At 66.6% G+C, this 14,604-nt stretch carries 14 protein-coding genes and 1 tRNA gene; 9 read left to right on the forward strand and 6 right to left on the reverse strand.

Annotation, left to right across the window (positions count from 1 at the left end):
- The first annotated feature begins 131 nt into the window (after nt 1-131).
- The 4 genes from AC4GY7_RS16895 to AC4GY7_RS16910 all read left to right on the forward strand — a co-directional run bounded on the left by AC4GY7_RS16895 (nt 132) and on the right by AC4GY7_RS16910 (nt 5,432).
- Nucleotides 132-2,087 (forward strand): GTA baseplate fiber-binding domain-containing protein, encoded by a 1,956-nt coding sequence (locus AC4GY7_RS16895; protein WP_491116225.1) that lies wholly within the window; start codon nt 132-134, stop codon nt 2,085-2,087.
- A gap of 2 nt (nt 2,088-2,089) precedes the next feature.
- Nucleotides 2,090-2,593, forward strand: a complete 504-nt coding sequence (locus AC4GY7_RS16900) for a DUF2793 domain-containing protein (RefSeq protein WP_491116227.1) — start codon at nt 2,090-2,092, stop codon at nt 2,591-2,593.
- Nucleotides 2,594-2,707: 114 nt separating this feature from the next.
- Nucleotides 2,708-3,832 (forward strand): OmpA family protein, encoded by a 1,125-nt coding sequence (locus AC4GY7_RS16905; RefSeq protein WP_491116229.1) that lies wholly within the window; start codon nt 2,708-2,710, stop codon nt 3,830-3,832.
- 298 nt (nt 3,833-4,130) lie between these two features.
- Complete coding sequence (locus AC4GY7_RS16910) at nt 4,131-5,432, forward strand: UDP-glucose dehydrogenase family protein (RefSeq protein ID WP_491116231.1); 1,302 nt, start codon at nt 4,131-4,133, stop codon at nt 5,430-5,432.
- On the opposite strand, the gene ygfZ is transcribed toward AC4GY7_RS16910, so the two are convergent.
- Entirely contained in the window at nt 5,411-6,139 is a 729-nt protein-coding gene (gene ygfZ / locus AC4GY7_RS16915) for a CAF17-like 4Fe-4S cluster assembly/insertion protein YgfZ (RefSeq protein ID WP_491116233.1), read from the reverse strand. The genes AC4GY7_RS16910 and ygfZ overlap by 22 nt on opposite strands.
- 80 nt (nt 6,140-6,219) lie before the next feature.
- Here ygfZ and pyrC point away from each other — a divergent pair, with 80 nt between their 5' ends.
- A complete protein-coding gene (gene pyrC, locus AC4GY7_RS16920; RefSeq protein WP_491116235.1) occupies nt 6,220-7,257 on the forward strand; it encodes a dihydroorotase in 1,038 nt (345 codons plus the stop codon).
- Nucleotides 7,258-7,288: 31 nt separating this feature from the next.
- Here the strand turns inward: pyrC and AC4GY7_RS16925 are convergent, their stop codons facing one another.
- A complete protein-coding gene (locus tag AC4GY7_RS16925) occupies nt 7,289-8,065 on the reverse strand; it encodes a DUF1134 domain-containing protein (RefSeq protein WP_491116237.1) in 777 nt (258 codons plus the stop codon).
- 178 nt (nt 8,066-8,243) lie between these two features.
- On the opposite strand from AC4GY7_RS16925, the gene AC4GY7_RS16930 reads away from it, so the two are divergent.
- A tRNA-Ser gene (locus AC4GY7_RS16930) sits at nt 8,244-8,333 on the forward strand.
- Nucleotides 8,334-8,491: 158 nt separating this feature from the next.
- Here the strand turns inward: AC4GY7_RS16930 and AC4GY7_RS16935 are convergent.
- The 4 genes from AC4GY7_RS16935 to AC4GY7_RS16950 form a co-directional block, all read right to left on the reverse strand.
- Entirely contained in the window at nt 8,492-8,866 is a 375-nt protein-coding gene (locus AC4GY7_RS16935; RefSeq protein ID WP_491116239.1) for a DUF3768 domain-containing protein, read from the reverse strand.
- A gap of 41 nt (nt 8,867-8,907) precedes the next feature.
- On the reverse strand, nt 8,908-9,486 hold the full coding sequence (locus tag AC4GY7_RS16940; protein ID WP_491116241.1) for a tyrosine-type recombinase/integrase: 579 nt from the start codon (nt 9,484-9,486) through the stop codon (nt 8,908-8,910).
- 140 nt (nt 9,487-9,626) lie between these two features.
- A complete protein-coding gene (locus AC4GY7_RS16945) occupies nt 9,627-10,478 on the reverse strand; it encodes a hypothetical protein (protein WP_491116243.1) in 852 nt (283 codons plus the stop codon).
- Nucleotides 10,479-10,551: 73 nt separating this feature from the next.
- Complete coding sequence (locus tag AC4GY7_RS16950; RefSeq protein WP_491116245.1) at nt 10,552-11,382, reverse strand: hypothetical protein; 831 nt, start codon at nt 11,380-11,382, stop codon at nt 10,552-10,554.
- Between the two features lie 1,208 nt (nt 11,383-12,590).
- On the opposite strand from AC4GY7_RS16950, the gene AC4GY7_RS16955 reads away from it, so the two are divergent.
- The 3 genes from AC4GY7_RS16955 to AC4GY7_RS16965 are packed head-to-tail and all read left to right on the forward strand — an operon-like array spanning nt 12,591 to nt 14,478.
- Nucleotides 12,591-12,911 (forward strand): hypothetical protein, encoded by a 321-nt coding sequence (locus AC4GY7_RS16955; RefSeq protein WP_491116247.1) that lies wholly within the window; start codon nt 12,591-12,593, stop codon nt 12,909-12,911.
- A 23-nt stretch (nt 12,912-12,934) separates the two neighbouring features.
- On the forward strand, nt 12,935-13,888 hold the full coding sequence (locus AC4GY7_RS16960) for a hypothetical protein (RefSeq protein WP_491116249.1): 954 nt from the start codon (nt 12,935-12,937) through the stop codon (nt 13,886-13,888).
- Between the two features lie 20 nt (nt 13,889-13,908).
- Nucleotides 13,909-14,478 (forward strand): DUF5675 family protein, encoded by a 570-nt coding sequence (locus AC4GY7_RS16965; protein ID WP_491116251.1) that lies wholly within the window; start codon nt 13,909-13,911, stop codon nt 14,476-14,478.
- The last annotated feature ends 126 nt before the right edge of the window (nt 14,479-14,604 follow it).

Below are 14,604 nucleotides of genomic sequence, written 5' to 3' on the forward strand. Positions count from 1 at the left end.
CCGACCGGCACGTCTTTGCAGATCGGGGGGATGATGACCGACGGGGAGAGGATCACCGGGGCGGAGGATGACGCCTGTGCGGATGCGGGGCCGTCGCGGCGGGGGGCACGGGCGCCGGTGAAGTGGGTGCGGTGGAACGCACCGATGCGCGACGCCTTTTTCGCGCACCTCGCGGGCAGCCGGGGACCAACACCTATAGCTACAGCGCGTCGTTCGCGGTGGCGCTGTCGGCGCGGCCGATCCTGGGCGTGCGGCGGATCTGGGCGGAGGGCAAGCTGTTGCGTGGGGCAGGCGGCGACTGGAAGGCGCGCACCGGGTTCCGGCTCCACCAGGGGGGTGAGGACCAGGCGGTGGATCCGCTCATCGCCTCCGCCATGGGGACGGCGCCGGCGTATCGCGGCATCGCCTATGCGGTGTTCGAGGGGCTGGACCTTGCCGACTATGGCAATCGCATTCCGTCGCTGACCTTCGAGGTGCAGGCCGATGCCGGCGCGATGGCGAGCGGTGCGATCGCTGCGGCACTGGCGGACGAGGTGCCGTCCGACGGCATCGCGGCGGGTGGCGCGGGGACGATGATCGAGGGGTTCGCCGCCGCGGGGGCGAGCGTGCGGGGTGTGCTCGATACGCTGACGGCGATCGACGGCGGCTGGTGGCAGGCGGACGGTGCGCGGCTGGTGCGGCGGAGCGACGCCGGGGCGGCGCGGATCGTCGCGGATGCCGGTGTCGGCGCGGGGCGACCCGGCCGACGCGGCGTGCGGGCCATCGCGGCGGCGGCGGGCGTGCCGCGCGAGGTGACGGTGGCGCACCACGACCCGGCGCGGGATTATCAGATCGGCGTGCAGCGCGCGCGCCGGCCGGGCGCGGGCGAGCGGATCGACCGGATGGAACTGCCCGCCGTGCTGGGCGCCGCCGCCGCCAAGGGCGTGGCGGCGGCGCTGCTGGCGCGCGGCGAGGCGGAGCGGACGCACCGCCGCATCACGCTGGGGATCGACGGCCTGGGTATCGCGCCGGGCGAGATCGTCGGCATCGCGGGCGAAGCGGGGCGTTGGCGCGTCGCAGCCGGCAGCGTCGAGGGGATGGTGACGACGCTGGACCTGGTGCCGCTGACGCGCGCGCCATTGCCGGTGCCGGCGAGCAGTGGGCAGGTGATCGCCGCCCCCGATCGCCGGATCGGGCGGACACGGCTGGTCGTCGGTGAATGGCCGGGGCTGGAGGAGGCGGCGCTCGCCGGACCGCGGGTGAGCGTGATTGCCAATGGCGAGGGCGCCGGCTGGCGGCAGGCGGCGCTGCTCTACAGCCTGGACGACGGCGCGAGCTGGACGGCAGCGGGGGCGACCGCCGCCCCTGCCGTGCTGGGGCGGGTGGTGGAGCCGCCCGCGGCCGCGTCGCCGCGACTGGTCGATCGGCGCAGCCGGCTGGTGGTGAAGCTCGACCGGGACGACATGATGCTGGGCGATGCCGATGCGGTGAGCCTGGCGCGCGGAGAGAGTATGGCGCTGGTCGGCGACGAGCTGATCCAGTTCGGGCGGGCCGAGCCTTTAGGCGATGGCCGCTGGGCCGTGTCGGATCTGCGGCGTGGCCTGCGGGGTAGCGAGGCGGCGATCGGCGGGCAGGCGGCCGGCGCGCGTTTCGCGGTGATCGAACGGGGCGCCGTCGCGACGATCGACCTGCCGGCGGCGGCGATCGGGCGGCGTCTGCGCATCCTGGCGAGCGGTATCGGCGATGCGGATGCACCGGCGGAGGCGGCGATGACCGTCACCGGTGCCTCCGTCGCGCCGCCCGCACCGGTCCATGCCGCCGTACGGATCGAGGCGGATGGCGCGCTCGCCGTCAGCTGGACGCGGCGCAGCCGCAGCGGCTGGGCGTGGGTCGACGGAGTGGATGCGCCGCTCGGCGAAGAGGCGGAGGCGTATCGGCTGACGCTGGAAGCCGCCGACGGCACGGTGCGGACGATCGAGACGGTGGTTCCTGCCGCACGCATCCCGGCGGCGGATCGCGGGTCCGGACGCGCGACGATCCGGATCGTGCAGCGCGGCACCCTGACGGTGTCGCCGCCGGCGATCCTCACCCTGGACGATGGAGCATGACGATGACGGACGATACGACGGCGCGATTCGGCTTGCCGCTGCTCGCGGCGGGGCAGGCAGGCAAGGAGCTGACGCACAATGAGGCGCTTGCCCGGTTGGAACTGCTGGTTCAGCCGGCGGTGGTGGCGCTCGGCGTCAACCTGCCGCCCGAGGCGCCGAGGATCGGCGAATGCTGGGTGGTCGGCACCGATCCGGGCGGCGCATGGGCGGGGCATGCAGATGCGCTGGCCGGCTGGACGGCGGGCGGCTGGCGGTTCGCCGCGCCGGTGGAGGGGCTTGGCGGCTGGTGTGTTTCGTCTGCAAAGCCAATAGCTTACCACAATGGTCTGTGGCAGGAAGGTGACGTGTCCTGCGCGCGGCTCGTGATCGGCGGGCAGCCGGTGGTAGGGCCCCGTGCGGCTGCCATCGCCGATCCCGCAGGGGGCGGCGTGGTCGACGATGCGGCGCGCACGACGCTGGCGGCGATCCTCTCTGCCATGCGGCAGCACGGGCTGATCGAGCGCTGAGCCGGGGTGTGGCATCCTTGCCACAGAGGCGATCTTTTGTGCGCTTGCGTGGAAACCATCGCTCGGATAGTGAGTTTGCGCTGTCCGTAGTGACACTCAAGAAAGGGGACTTCTATGCGGAAGCTTGCCGTCGTTCTGGCACTGGCCTCCACCGCACTCGCCACTCCCGCCCTCGCCCGCGACAAGTCGTGGTACGTCGGCATCGAAGGTGGTGCGATGATCGTCGAAGACATCAACTATGACATCGGCACCACGTCGCGCGCCGCCACGGTCGATCACGACTATGGCTATGACGTCGATGGCACGATCGGCTACGATTTCGGCGGTTTCCGCGTCGAAACCGAAGTCGGCTATCGTAGCGCGACCGTCGATGGCTACACCTCGACCGTCACCACCCCCGCCTATGCGCGGACTGGTGCGCTGACCAACGCGGCAGCGGGTAGCTACAACTATGCCGGCGGTCGTACCTCGGCGCTCAGCTTCATGCTGAACGGCCTGCTCGACTTCGGTGAAGACGACGGCATCCAGGGCTTCGTCGGCGGCGGTGTCGGCGTGGCGCGCGTCAAGGCGAACTACCAGCTGAACAGCCGTGGCAACTTCGTCGACGATTCGGACACCGTGTTCGCGTGGCAGGGCCTCGCCGGTATCCGTGCACCGCTGACCGACCACATCGACGCGACGCTGAAGTATCGCTTCTTCAACGCCGACAACGTCAAGCTGGTCGACGTGACGAACCGGACCTTCGACGGCCGCTTCCGCTCGCACAGCATCCTGGGCGGCATCACGTACAACTTCGGTTCGCCGACCCCTCCGCCGCCGCCGCCGGCTCCCCCGCCCCCGCCGCCGCCGCCCCCGCCGCCGGTCGAGCCCGTCGCTCAGCCGCCTGTGTGCTCGCCGGGACCGTTCATCGTGTTCTTCGAGTGGAACAAGTCGGACATCACGCCGGAAGCGGCGTCGATCCTCGACAACGCGGTCAGCCAGTACCAGAGCTGCGGCAATGCGCAGGTCCAGGTCGCCGGCTTCACCGACACCTCGGGTACCGCGAAGTACAACGTCGGCCTGTCGCAGCGCCGTGCGGATGCCGCCAAGGCTTACCTCACGTCGCACTCGATCCCCGAGGGCGTGGTCACGACCGAGGCGTTCGGCGAAACCCGTCTGCGCGTGCAGACTGCCGATGGCGTCCGCGAAGTGCAGAACCGTCGCGTGGAAATCACCTACGGTCAGGGCGCTGGTCAGTAAGACCAGTTTCCTCTTCGGAAACAAGAATTGGGAGGTCGGTGCAAACCGGCCTCCCTTTTTCGTGGGCGGCATGAATGATCGTCGGGCGTGGTGATGGCGGCGTGATCGGGTGTCTCGGCAGCGGCGGCGCACTGGAGTTCGCCGGCGCTGGATCCGTTTCCCTGGCGTGCTCCAATTCGGCACGATCGGCCGACCATCTCGCCGGTACGGCTGATCGTATGGGTGACGGAAAGCTGGCAATCGTCGGCTGTTAGATTAGAGAGCGCTGCTTCGGGCTTTCAATCGCCAAGAGGTATCGATGCGCATCACGATGATCGGTTCGGGTTATGTCGGCCTGGTGTCCGGCGCCTGCTTTGCCGATTTCGGGCATGAGGTGATCTGCGTCGACAAGGACGAGGGCAAGATCGCCGCGCTGAAGGCGGGGCGGATGCCGATCTACGAGCCGGGCCTGGAGGCGCTGGTGGCGACCAATGTCGCGGCGGGGCGGCTGACCTTCACCACCGATCTCGCTGCTTCGGTTGCGGGCGTCGATGCGGTGTTCATCGCGGTCGGCACGCCGTCGCGGCGCGGCGATGGCCATGCCGATCTGTCCTACGTCTTCGGCGCGACCGAAGAGATCGCCGCCGCGGTCACCGGGCCGACCGTCGTGGTGACCAAGTCGACCGTGCCGGTCGGCACCGGCGACAAGGTCGAGGCGATCCTGCGCGAGAAGCGTCCGGACGTGAACGTCCAGGTCGTCTCCAATCCCGAATTCCTGCGCGAAGGCGCCGCGATCGGCGACTTCAAGCGCCCCGACCGCATCGTCATCGGCACCGACGACGAGGAGGCGCGACGGGTGATGCGCGGCGTCTACCGGCCGCTGTATCTGAATGAATCGCCGATCCTGTTCACCGGCCGGCGCACGTCCGAACTCATCAAATATGCCGCCAATGCGTTCCTCGCGACCAAGATCACCTTCATCAACGAGATTGCAGACCTGTGCGAGGCGGTGGGCGCCGACGTGCAGGATGTCAGCCGCGGCATCGGCCTCGACAACCGCATCGGCAAGAAGTTCCTGCACGCCGGGCCGGGCTATGGCGGATCGTGCTTCCCCAAGGATACGCTGGCGCTGCTCAAGACCGCCGAGGATTTCGAAAGCCCGGTGCACATCGTCGAGGCGGTGGTGAAGGTGAACGACAGCCGCAAGCGGGCGATGGGACGCAAGGTGCTGCACGCGCTGGGTGCCGAGCCCAAGGGTAAGACGGTCGCGCTGCTCGGCCTGACCTTCAAGCCCAACACCGACGACATGCGCGATGCGCCGTCGATCGCGATCGCGCAGGCGCTGGCCGATGCCGGCGTGACGGTCCGCGCCCATGATCCCGAGGGGATGGACGCAGCCCGCCGATCGATGCCCGAGCTCGATTATCGCAAGGACGCGTACGACGCGGCCGAGGGTGCGGATGCGGTGGTGATCGTCACCGAATGGGACGCGTACCGCGCGCTCGACCTCGCCAAGCTGAAGGCGGTGATGACGGCGCCCGTGCTGGTCGACCTGCGCAACGTCTATCGTCGCGACGAGGTGGAGGGCGCCGGCTTCGCCTATACCGCGGTCGGCCGCTGATCCTCGGCGAGGGCCGCGGACAACCACGTCGGGCAGAGTGCATCGCCGAGCGCATCGACCCGGCGATGTTCCACCATCACCCCCAATGCGGGGTAGACGGCGCGCGTCCGATCCCCCGCCGGCGCGATCGGCGCGACCACCAGCCGGCGGTTGACCTTGGCGCGGTGATGCATACGGGCGGTGTTCTCCTGCCCGATGTAGCAGCCCTTGGTGAAGCTGACGCCGCCGAGCTCGCGCGCGTTGCAATCCAGCCAGAGCGTCTCGCCATTGCCGAGTTCGCCGATGCCCTCGGTGACGCCGAAGGCCAGGCGATGCGCGAGCCAGCCGGTCGCGGCGTCGGCGGGCGGTGCGATCCAGCGCCGCCCTAAGTCTGTCAGTCGCGGGTCGGCGACGCCCTGCGTGCCCGCAGGTGACCAGTGGACCGCGAGCGTCGGATCGACCCCGATCGTGATCGCGCGCCGCAGCCGGTAGAGGCTGAGCCGGCGGACGAGCGCGTCCGCCTGCGTCGCCTCGCAATCCAGCAGCAGATCGGTGCCGTCCTCCCAGACCAACAGGTCGAACACTGCCTTACCCTGCGGCGTCAGGAGCGCCGCCCATACGGGAAGGGAGCCGCTGACGTCGTTGGTCAATAGGCCCTGGAGGAAGCCGCGGACATCCTCTCCGGACAGGCGGACGATCGCGCGATCGATGAGCGTGGTGGCGGTCATCCGCCCAAACTAGGCCGCCCGGCGCGATTTCCAAGTGCGTCATGCTGGCGGCGCGGCCATGCGGAGGATAGGGAGGGCGCATGACCGAGCGCCTGACCATCCGCCGCCCCGACGACTGGCACGTCCACCTGCGCGACGGCGCCATGCTGCAGGCGGTGGCGAGCTTCACCGCGCGCCAGTTCGCCCGCGCGATCATCATGCCCAACCTGACGCCGCCGGTGACCGATGTCGCCGCAGCGGAGGCGTATCGCGACCGCATCCTCGCGGGCTTGGGCAAGGGGGCGGACTTCACGCCGCTGATGACCTGTTACCTGACCGACGACAGCGATCCCGAGGCCATCGCGGCCGGGCATGCCGCAGGCGTCTTCACCGCCTGCAAGCTCTACCCGGCGCATGCGACCACCAATTCCGCGCATGGCGTGACGGATATCCTGAAGCTGACGCGCGTGCTGGAAACGTTGCAGCGGATCGGCATGCCGCTGCTGATCCATGGCGAGGTGACCGACCGCAGCATCGATATCTTCGATCGCGAGGCGGTGTTCGTCGAGCGGGTGCTGACGCCGCTGACCCGCGACTATCCCGCGCTCAAGATCGTGCTCGAACATATCACCACGGCGGAGGCGGCCGCCTTCGTGATCGAGGCGGCGCATCCGATCGCGGCGACGATCACGCCGCAGCATCTGCTCATCAACCGCAATGCGCTGTTCGACGGCGGCTTGCGTCCGCATGCCTATTGCCTGCCCGTGCTGAAGCGCGAGATGCATCGGCTGGCGGTGCGGCGTGCGGCGGTATCGGGCAGCCCGCGCTTCTTCCTGGGCACGGACAGCGCGCCGCACGTCGTCGGCGCCAAGCAATCGGGCTGCGGCTGTGCCGGCATCTTCAACGCGCCCCATGCGCTGGAGGCGTATCTCAAGGTGTTCGAGGAAGAGGATGCGCTGGACCGGTTCGAAGGCTTCGCCTCCGAACACGGCGCGCGCTTCTACGGCCTGCCGCTCAACGAAGGCACGGTGACGCTGGTGCGCGGCGAGGCCGAGGTGCCGGCGCGGATCGGCGAAGGCGACACCGCGGTGGTGCCGTTCATGGCTGGCGAGACGCTGGCCTGGCGGTTCGAGGGGTGACGCGGGGCGGCCAAACCGGCCGCCCAAGCCCCTAGAAGGGCAGCCACTTCGCCTTGTGCGTGAACTTCATATAGCCCACGTTGACGCCGGCACGGTAGCCGACGCCCAGCCGGATCGGGATCAGCACCACATTGCCGCGCCGCAGATAGGTCGCGGCGAAGCCGCCGACGAGGTATAGCCGTCCTTCGGCCGCCGGGAAGCGATGGAACAGCTCTTCGGTGTCGTAGAGATTGTAGACCAGCACGAACACCTTGTTGGCATCCCCGCCGACATCGAAGCCGATCGACGGGCCCGTCCAATAGACGGGTTGCTGCCCTTCGATCTTATGGCTCATCACCCCCGAACCGTAGCGCAGGCCGACGACGAACGCGCCCGCCGCCTCGCGCCCGGCAATATAGGCATTGGGCTGGCCCTGATCCTTCAGGACCTTTTCGAGGATGCCGGCAAGGCCGGCCGCGCCCTTGCCGAACACGCCTTCGCCGGCGGCGAGCAGATCCTCGCGCTGGTAGGTTTCGGCGGCGCGGCTCGTCGCCTCGGCCCGCGCCTGTTGCTGGGCGGGCGACGCCTGCGCCGGGGCCTGTTCGAAACCCGGAGCCGGGGTGTCGGCGCGATAGGCGGGCGCGGAGGATGCCGGTGCGGTCGATCGCGGCGCCGGGGCGGTCGCTGTGGTGCGCGGCGTCGGCCGGCTCCGCGCAGGCGTGGCGAGGTCGCCGTCAATCGCCTGGTTGGGATCGATCGTCGTCACCTGCGCAGGCGCGCTTCCCGCGAGCAGAGCCGCCAAAGCCATGCCGAAACCCAACACTCGCATGCAATCCCCCTTCGATGCGCCGCCCATGCGGGACCGACGCCGGCGACGAGTTAACCATCGGCGCGCTTGCCGGGCAATGAACGAACGCCGGTGCGCCTCGATTTTACGTCGGGTGACATGCGCAAGGCCGGTTGATCGTCCCGCCGACCCCCGCTATAGCGCCACCTCTGCCGCATCCGGAGACGTGGGTGAGTGGCTGAAACCAACGCTTTGCTAAAGCGTCGTACGGGAAACCGTACCGAGGGTTCGAATCCCTCCGTCTCCGCCAGATCCCCTTGTAATTGCTGCCTTTTTAGCTTTTTGAGCATCTGTTGCCCACTGCGTTGCCCACTTTCGGTATGGCTCTGCGCGGCTGCTCATGGGCACAGGCGGACAGATCGACAGGCGGGTGCTTGCCGAGTGCATCGGTAGATATCGCCTCATGGCTCAGTACTCCGATGCGAGCATGATGGTCAGCACACGGGTGGTCACATCAGGATTGGCGGGATCCGACGAGCCGAAGCGTCGCTCGCGGTCATAATAGTCGATCTTCCAGAACATCCTCTCTCCCGCAGCCTTGAAGGCGCCAAAGTCATGTTCGTCATATGGATCGTTATCAGCGGTGAAGGCGTCAAAGTCGCGGGTCGCGATGAACGCTGCGGCGATGCCTGCTTCGCCTAATGCCTGCACGCCGGCCGTTACGCAGATAATGCCGCAGCGGGCAAAACGACGGAGCCCATCGTTGAGGTCGCGGATGCGTCTGCGACGTTCTTCCGCACCGCATGTAGCGCGGGCGCACGTGTTCCCTTCGCGTGCCGTCATGGTCGCGTCTCCTGTTGCCAATGGTGGAAAGGTTTTGCCTGTTAGATCAGGCGGACGAGCTTACGCTGGGCGTCGCGGTCACCTTGGATGTACCGTTGAGTGGTGCTGAGATCGCGGTGCCCAACAAGTTCCTGGATGTCGCGGAGAGAACCTCCGCTGCGAGCAAGCAGCCGCGCTGATCGAGTGATGAAGGTACGCCGGCCGGAATGGGATGAGCAGCCGGCGAAGCCGAGGTCGGCGTAGGTCGAAGCGAACCAGTTGACGATGCTGCGCGGCGTCATATGTGATCCGCGCTCGGATCGGATCACCGGCCCATCGCGCGGCTTGCCGTGTGCGCTATGAAGCTCCAGGAGCGCGGCACGTAGTGTAGGGTGAAGGGGCACTCGCCGCGACGACCGATTTTTCGCTATGCTACTTGCAACATGAATGTGATCGGCCAGGCGCCCAGTAGCTGATAGCAGCATCGGCCAAGTCAGTCCTGCGATCTCACAGGCGCGTAGGCCAGCTTTGAAGCTAAGCAGGATCATCGTCCGATTGCGACATGGGTGACGGTGACCGGCGACGTGACGCAGCAGCACGCGCACGTCCGCACTTCCCAGCACCTTGGCAGGCTGAGCCATCGTTTATCTCCGGGTGGGGTGAGCAGTCATTGACTGCACCGCCATCATAGCCCGCATGTCCATAAAAGTCAAATATGGACTATATTTGCGGCTTTTAAAAGCTCTGCCGGGTCACGCTGGAGGATGACCCGGCGACAAACCTATTGGGTCACAATAGATGGCAGCTTCTCGTCATTTAGCGCAGGCCCTTCAGGCGAGGACGGTGCTACTTGCGGCGCGGAGTCAACCGGTTGTGGCTCTTCGATCTTGGGAATTTCGGCGGCGCTGCACCGGCGCAACGCTTTCTCCGCAAGGCTGTCGTCCGTGATGGTGAAAGTGTCGGCGTCTGCTGCCGTAATCTCGTAGCTTACCGAGTCCGATGATCCTGTCATGGTGAGAGCCGTACCGCTCAGAGCCCAGCGCGCAGCGGTATTCGGTTCAAGCATCACCGCACCGCCGCGTTGGAAGTCGAAAAAGGGCCCTGTAGCACACCGGTCCGAGCCTGCGCCGCTTGCTACCCAGCGGCCCAGCAGCCAGACTGGCTTCACCAGCGCGGCAAGCGCTTCTTGTTCGTGCTCTTCTCGTGCTTGCTCGCGGCTTCGGGTTACTTGTTCGGCGGCATCATATTCAATCTGCGAGCGCAGTTCATCAACGCTCGCTGCCACCATAAAGGTGTTGGGGTTCTGCGATGAGGGAGAGACGACAAAGTCGATACCCTCTTCCTCGACCACTGGATGGGAGGGGCCAACGATCCTCACTGTGGCGTGGCAGGAGGCCTTGCTGATCGACTTATCGAAGGACTGAAGCGTCGCATTGTCGAAACTCACCGCGTAATCTTTGGCGGAGATGTCGCCAAGGATCAGGTTGCGCAGTGTGGCTTCCACATCGCTGGCCGCGCAGATGCTGGGTGAGCCTGATTTGAGGAGGGTCATGGACGTATTGGAAGGCGATGAGCAGCTGGCCAGGAGAATGGCGGCCACGCTGAAGGACAGGCTGCTGAACGGCAGGGACATGGTGGTGCTCCGAAATGGGAGAGGGTAGTTGGCACCCAGCGCAGCTTTGGCTGGCGCGGAATGCACCGAATTGTCAGCCGCGACCTCGGCACTGGCTGATCGCGCCCATCAGCTCCTCGGTGACGGCTGACACGTCGAATCCTTCTTTCGTGTCATTTTTGAGCGCGACCGGGCGGATGCTGAGATACGTCGCCCTCTTCAGGTAAAAGCGGTCGGCGTCATCCAAGGTGATCTTAAGCCACTCGGTGCCGCCCTCGTAGGACGAGAGGATCGCCTTCTGGGCCCGGTGCAACCCTTCAGGTGTCGCCATGCTGATGATGTATAATGTGCCCTCCGGAGCGTCCTCTCGTCGGTGACGGCGAAGAATGAGGTCGTAGGTGCTGACGTTGTTGATAACGTAAATCTCCACCAGACCCGCCCCGGGCGGTGTGTATGCGGCAACGCAGTTTTTCGACGTTCGCTGGATCTTCCAATTAGCTGGTGCGGGCGGGTCGGGTTCGCGGGGCGGAGGCGGTGGATTTGCCGCTTGCCGCTTACGCTCCTCCCAAATGTCGCGAAGCCCGTTGGCCAGGTACGTGTTCAACAGCCGTACCGACCGGTCCGCTTGGGGCAGGCCGGTTTGCCGGGCGAGCGAAGCCCGTAGCGTGGCAAGATGAGGGTCGCAGTCGAGCCGCGTGAACTTGATGAAAGTTTCGAAGTTCGGCGGTTGCAGATGCAGCACTGCGGGGATCGTCCCGGACAGACACTGCTGCCATGCGCGGTAAAACGTGTAGTGGGGCGCTACGAGCGCGAGGTTCACTGACTTGAAGTCGGCTGCGACGAAGCCTTGTGCTTTAAGCTTGGCTTTGTCCGCCGCACTGATTTGCGCTGCCGCGGGCGCGGCCGACAGCGTAGCGATCAGCATGACCGAAGCGCACGCCAATCCGACACGCCGCAGTCGATGCCTGCCGCGCGGGTAAGATATGGTCATTACGTGTTCCCCTGTTGGGGCAACGTTGCCGGCCTGTGCCTCGCGTCACCCCTATGTCCACTCGGGGCGACGGCCGAAGCCGGATGTTGGAAACCTGACCGTATGAGCAGGCGCATGCGCCTTTACCGGCAAGCCGGCTGGACATGCGCGCATGCCACCCGGCCCCGATAAATCGCGACCGAGTTCATACGGAAGAGGTTTCCACGCCCCACGCTGCGGCTTTCACGCAGCGCGCCTAAAGTGTACGGGCGATGAGGCTGGGGAGCAAGGCTGGCCCCTAATTCGGGCGAAACCGCACTGTTCGCGGTTGTTTCGTTGTCGCATGGCTTCGCAGCAACGACCCACTCCCGGTCATTCAGGGGCGACAATCCGCTTCCCACCTTCAGACGTTCATTCATCGTGGCTCGGCCGCCATCGGATCGGCGACCACGCCGACCGCTCGCTGGGAAAAAGTGGGACTTTGCGGCCGTTCGTAGATTGTCAGGCGATTGACCGCTCATGCGCAGCTTCGGCCATGCCCACGGTCGACGTCCAGAGCACGACCGTGCCCGACGAGCGGCGCCGCGGGAACGGTCTGATGACGTGACCTGGCCGGTACCGACGCGAGAAAGGAGGCCGCGGAGTCCCGCCGAAGATGGGGGCCGGGCTCCAGCCGGCTGCGCCTCCCGGGCTCCCGCCGGGACGGGTCTCCGCCAGGCGCATGGTGAAAAGGGGTCTTCGACGCATTCAGCCGCCGTCAGAGCCAGCGGAGAGGTGTGGGCGGGCATTCCTACCCGTTCCGGCGACGTCAATCCCGCTCGGAGCGTATCGCACCCGACCCTCGGCGAGCCTCCCCGGGCTGTTGGGACGGGGAGCGCGGCCCCGATCGGGTCGCGCCCGACCAGATCGCTCGGTGCCACTCCTGTCGTTCCAAGTAGCCGCAGCGAAAACCCCGGAACGAGACCAGCAGAGTAGCGGTGTAAGTCCAGGCACATATTGGCCGGCACTGGACTGTTCGGCTGCTTGGAGGCAGTATGTGCCGTCCGAGTCGATCGTTCCTCGGGACCTGTCTGCGTAAGTAGTCTTCAAAGCGGGCCCGACGCGTTGACATCCGGCCTTGCTCAGCGCGCGTCTAAAGGCGCGAAACCGAGGGGGTATGCGGCATGACCAGGGGTCTCGTAGTCGGTGGCTTGTGCATCGCGGCGCTCGCGGCGCCCGCGAACGCCGAGATGGTGGAGGTCCGACGAGCCGATCTCGGCAAGCCGGAACAGGCCATCTACGACAGGCTCCAAGCCTTGAGCCGTCAAAGAGCCGAGTTGTCGCGACGCCGCGCGCGGTTCGCCGCCACCGACACGAAGGCCGATGACGCCGCGCTGGCGGTGATCGACGCCAAGCTCCGCGAGGTGCGGCGCGGCCTCGCGGCAACAATCCTCGGAGACGGCTACCAGTCTGGCGCGGAAGCAAAAAGTTCATGCAGTGCGTAAGCTTCAAGCCGAGTGACATCGTCATGCACCCCTACGTCTCGGACTCGGACGCGAACGGGGACAATGTCTACGAAGTAAAGCGCATCAGCAGCCTTTCCGACCATTACTCGAGCCGGAACCAGGGTGGATCGATCACCGCGACCTACAAGGTGTTCTCGATCGGTGTCGGCGCTTCCGAATACTCGGCGGACTCCCATCATAGCGAGAGCCGCTACATCGACGCCTATGTGGTGACGCTCGGCGACCGGTTTACGCTAGACGGTGGCGAGCCGAGCCGTGACGCCCTGCGAAAGCTCGCCAGCCCAGTGAAGGGTGCGTTCGCGACGGCCTGCGGCCAAGCCTTCGTTTCCAAGGTCGGTTTCGGCACCAAGCTCGACGGCGAGGTCGCGTTCGAGATCGAGATCGACGGCGACACGAAGACGAACCAGACGAGCGTGAACGTAGGTATCCAGAAAATCCTGTCGTTCGGCGCCGAGTGGGGCAAGTCGGTCAAGGACCTCACGGAGAAGTCGACCGTCTCGACGCGGATTTGGGGCGGCGGGGGCGAGCGGCCCGACCCGGAGAAATTCCTCGGTGAGGTGCAGAAGTTCGGGAAGACATCGGGCGCCGTCAACTCCGTGGAGCCGGTGCTGATCGACGTCACTCCATATAACCAGCTCTCCTCGTCCAGGTTCGACGCCTTCGCCGATGTGGGTGGCGAGGCCGAGGGGGTGCTGCACACCTTTATCGACAACCGCCTAGCCTCATTGCAGGCCCTGGGCGACCTCCGCCAGGCGCGCCCGAAGATCACCTTCTTCAGCGCCAGCCTGGCCGACGTCGACGCGAGCATCACCGCCCAAACTGCCTACCTTACGACGCTCTCCGACCTCTATTCCGTCTGCTCGCGCGCGCTGACGCCGGCGGAACTGCAAGCCTGCAAGGACAAGGGCGCCGCCGTCGGCACGCCACCATCTCCGCTCAACCTTGGCCTCAAGTGACCAGACGGAGGCTGACGAACATGACCGACAACCTGTCGTTCTCCCGTCGCGCGGTCCTCGGCGGCGCGGGCGCCGCGGTGATCGCGGGCAGCGCCGACGCACAGTCCCCCGTGCTCCCCTTCTACATTACAATTGTGCGCGAACAGACGCTGCCCGACGTCCTGCACCTCGGTCAGTGCATCTACGGTCGGCTGTTCACCGGCCGGAGCTTCTTCGACGCACCGTTCACCGCTCTCCCCGGCCAGGAGTTCTGCGCCACACTGGAACTGCCGTTTCGCGACAATCGGCAAGAGATCAGCGCCTGCCTGCCGGGCATTTATCACGGCACCGTCAGGACGGGTTCCACGAACTCGGGTGCGCGATTGGGCTGGCGCATCAACCTGGACGGCACTCCAGGTCGTCAGGGCGTGCAGATCCATCTCGGCAACAGTCCCCAAAACACCGTAGGCTGCATAATCGTCGGACGGCGCACCCCTCCTCCGCCCATGCAGGCCTGCTGGGTCGGCGGTTCGGCCGCGGTGCGGGACGCCCTGAAGAGCTCCTACGGCGATCCGTCGACCTCGCGAAAGCTCGAGATTCGCGTCGTCTGACCGAACCTCTCTCGGCTCCTGCCCCGAGGAATGGCGCTGCCGAGCCGGTCGGCTTGGAAGCGCGAACGATCGAGGCGCTCCTCGCCGTGCTCGTGGAGGTAGCTAGACCTGAGCCTCCCGGGCCGG

The sequence above is a fragment of the Sphingomonas sp. SP5 genome (assembly GCF_058313455.1).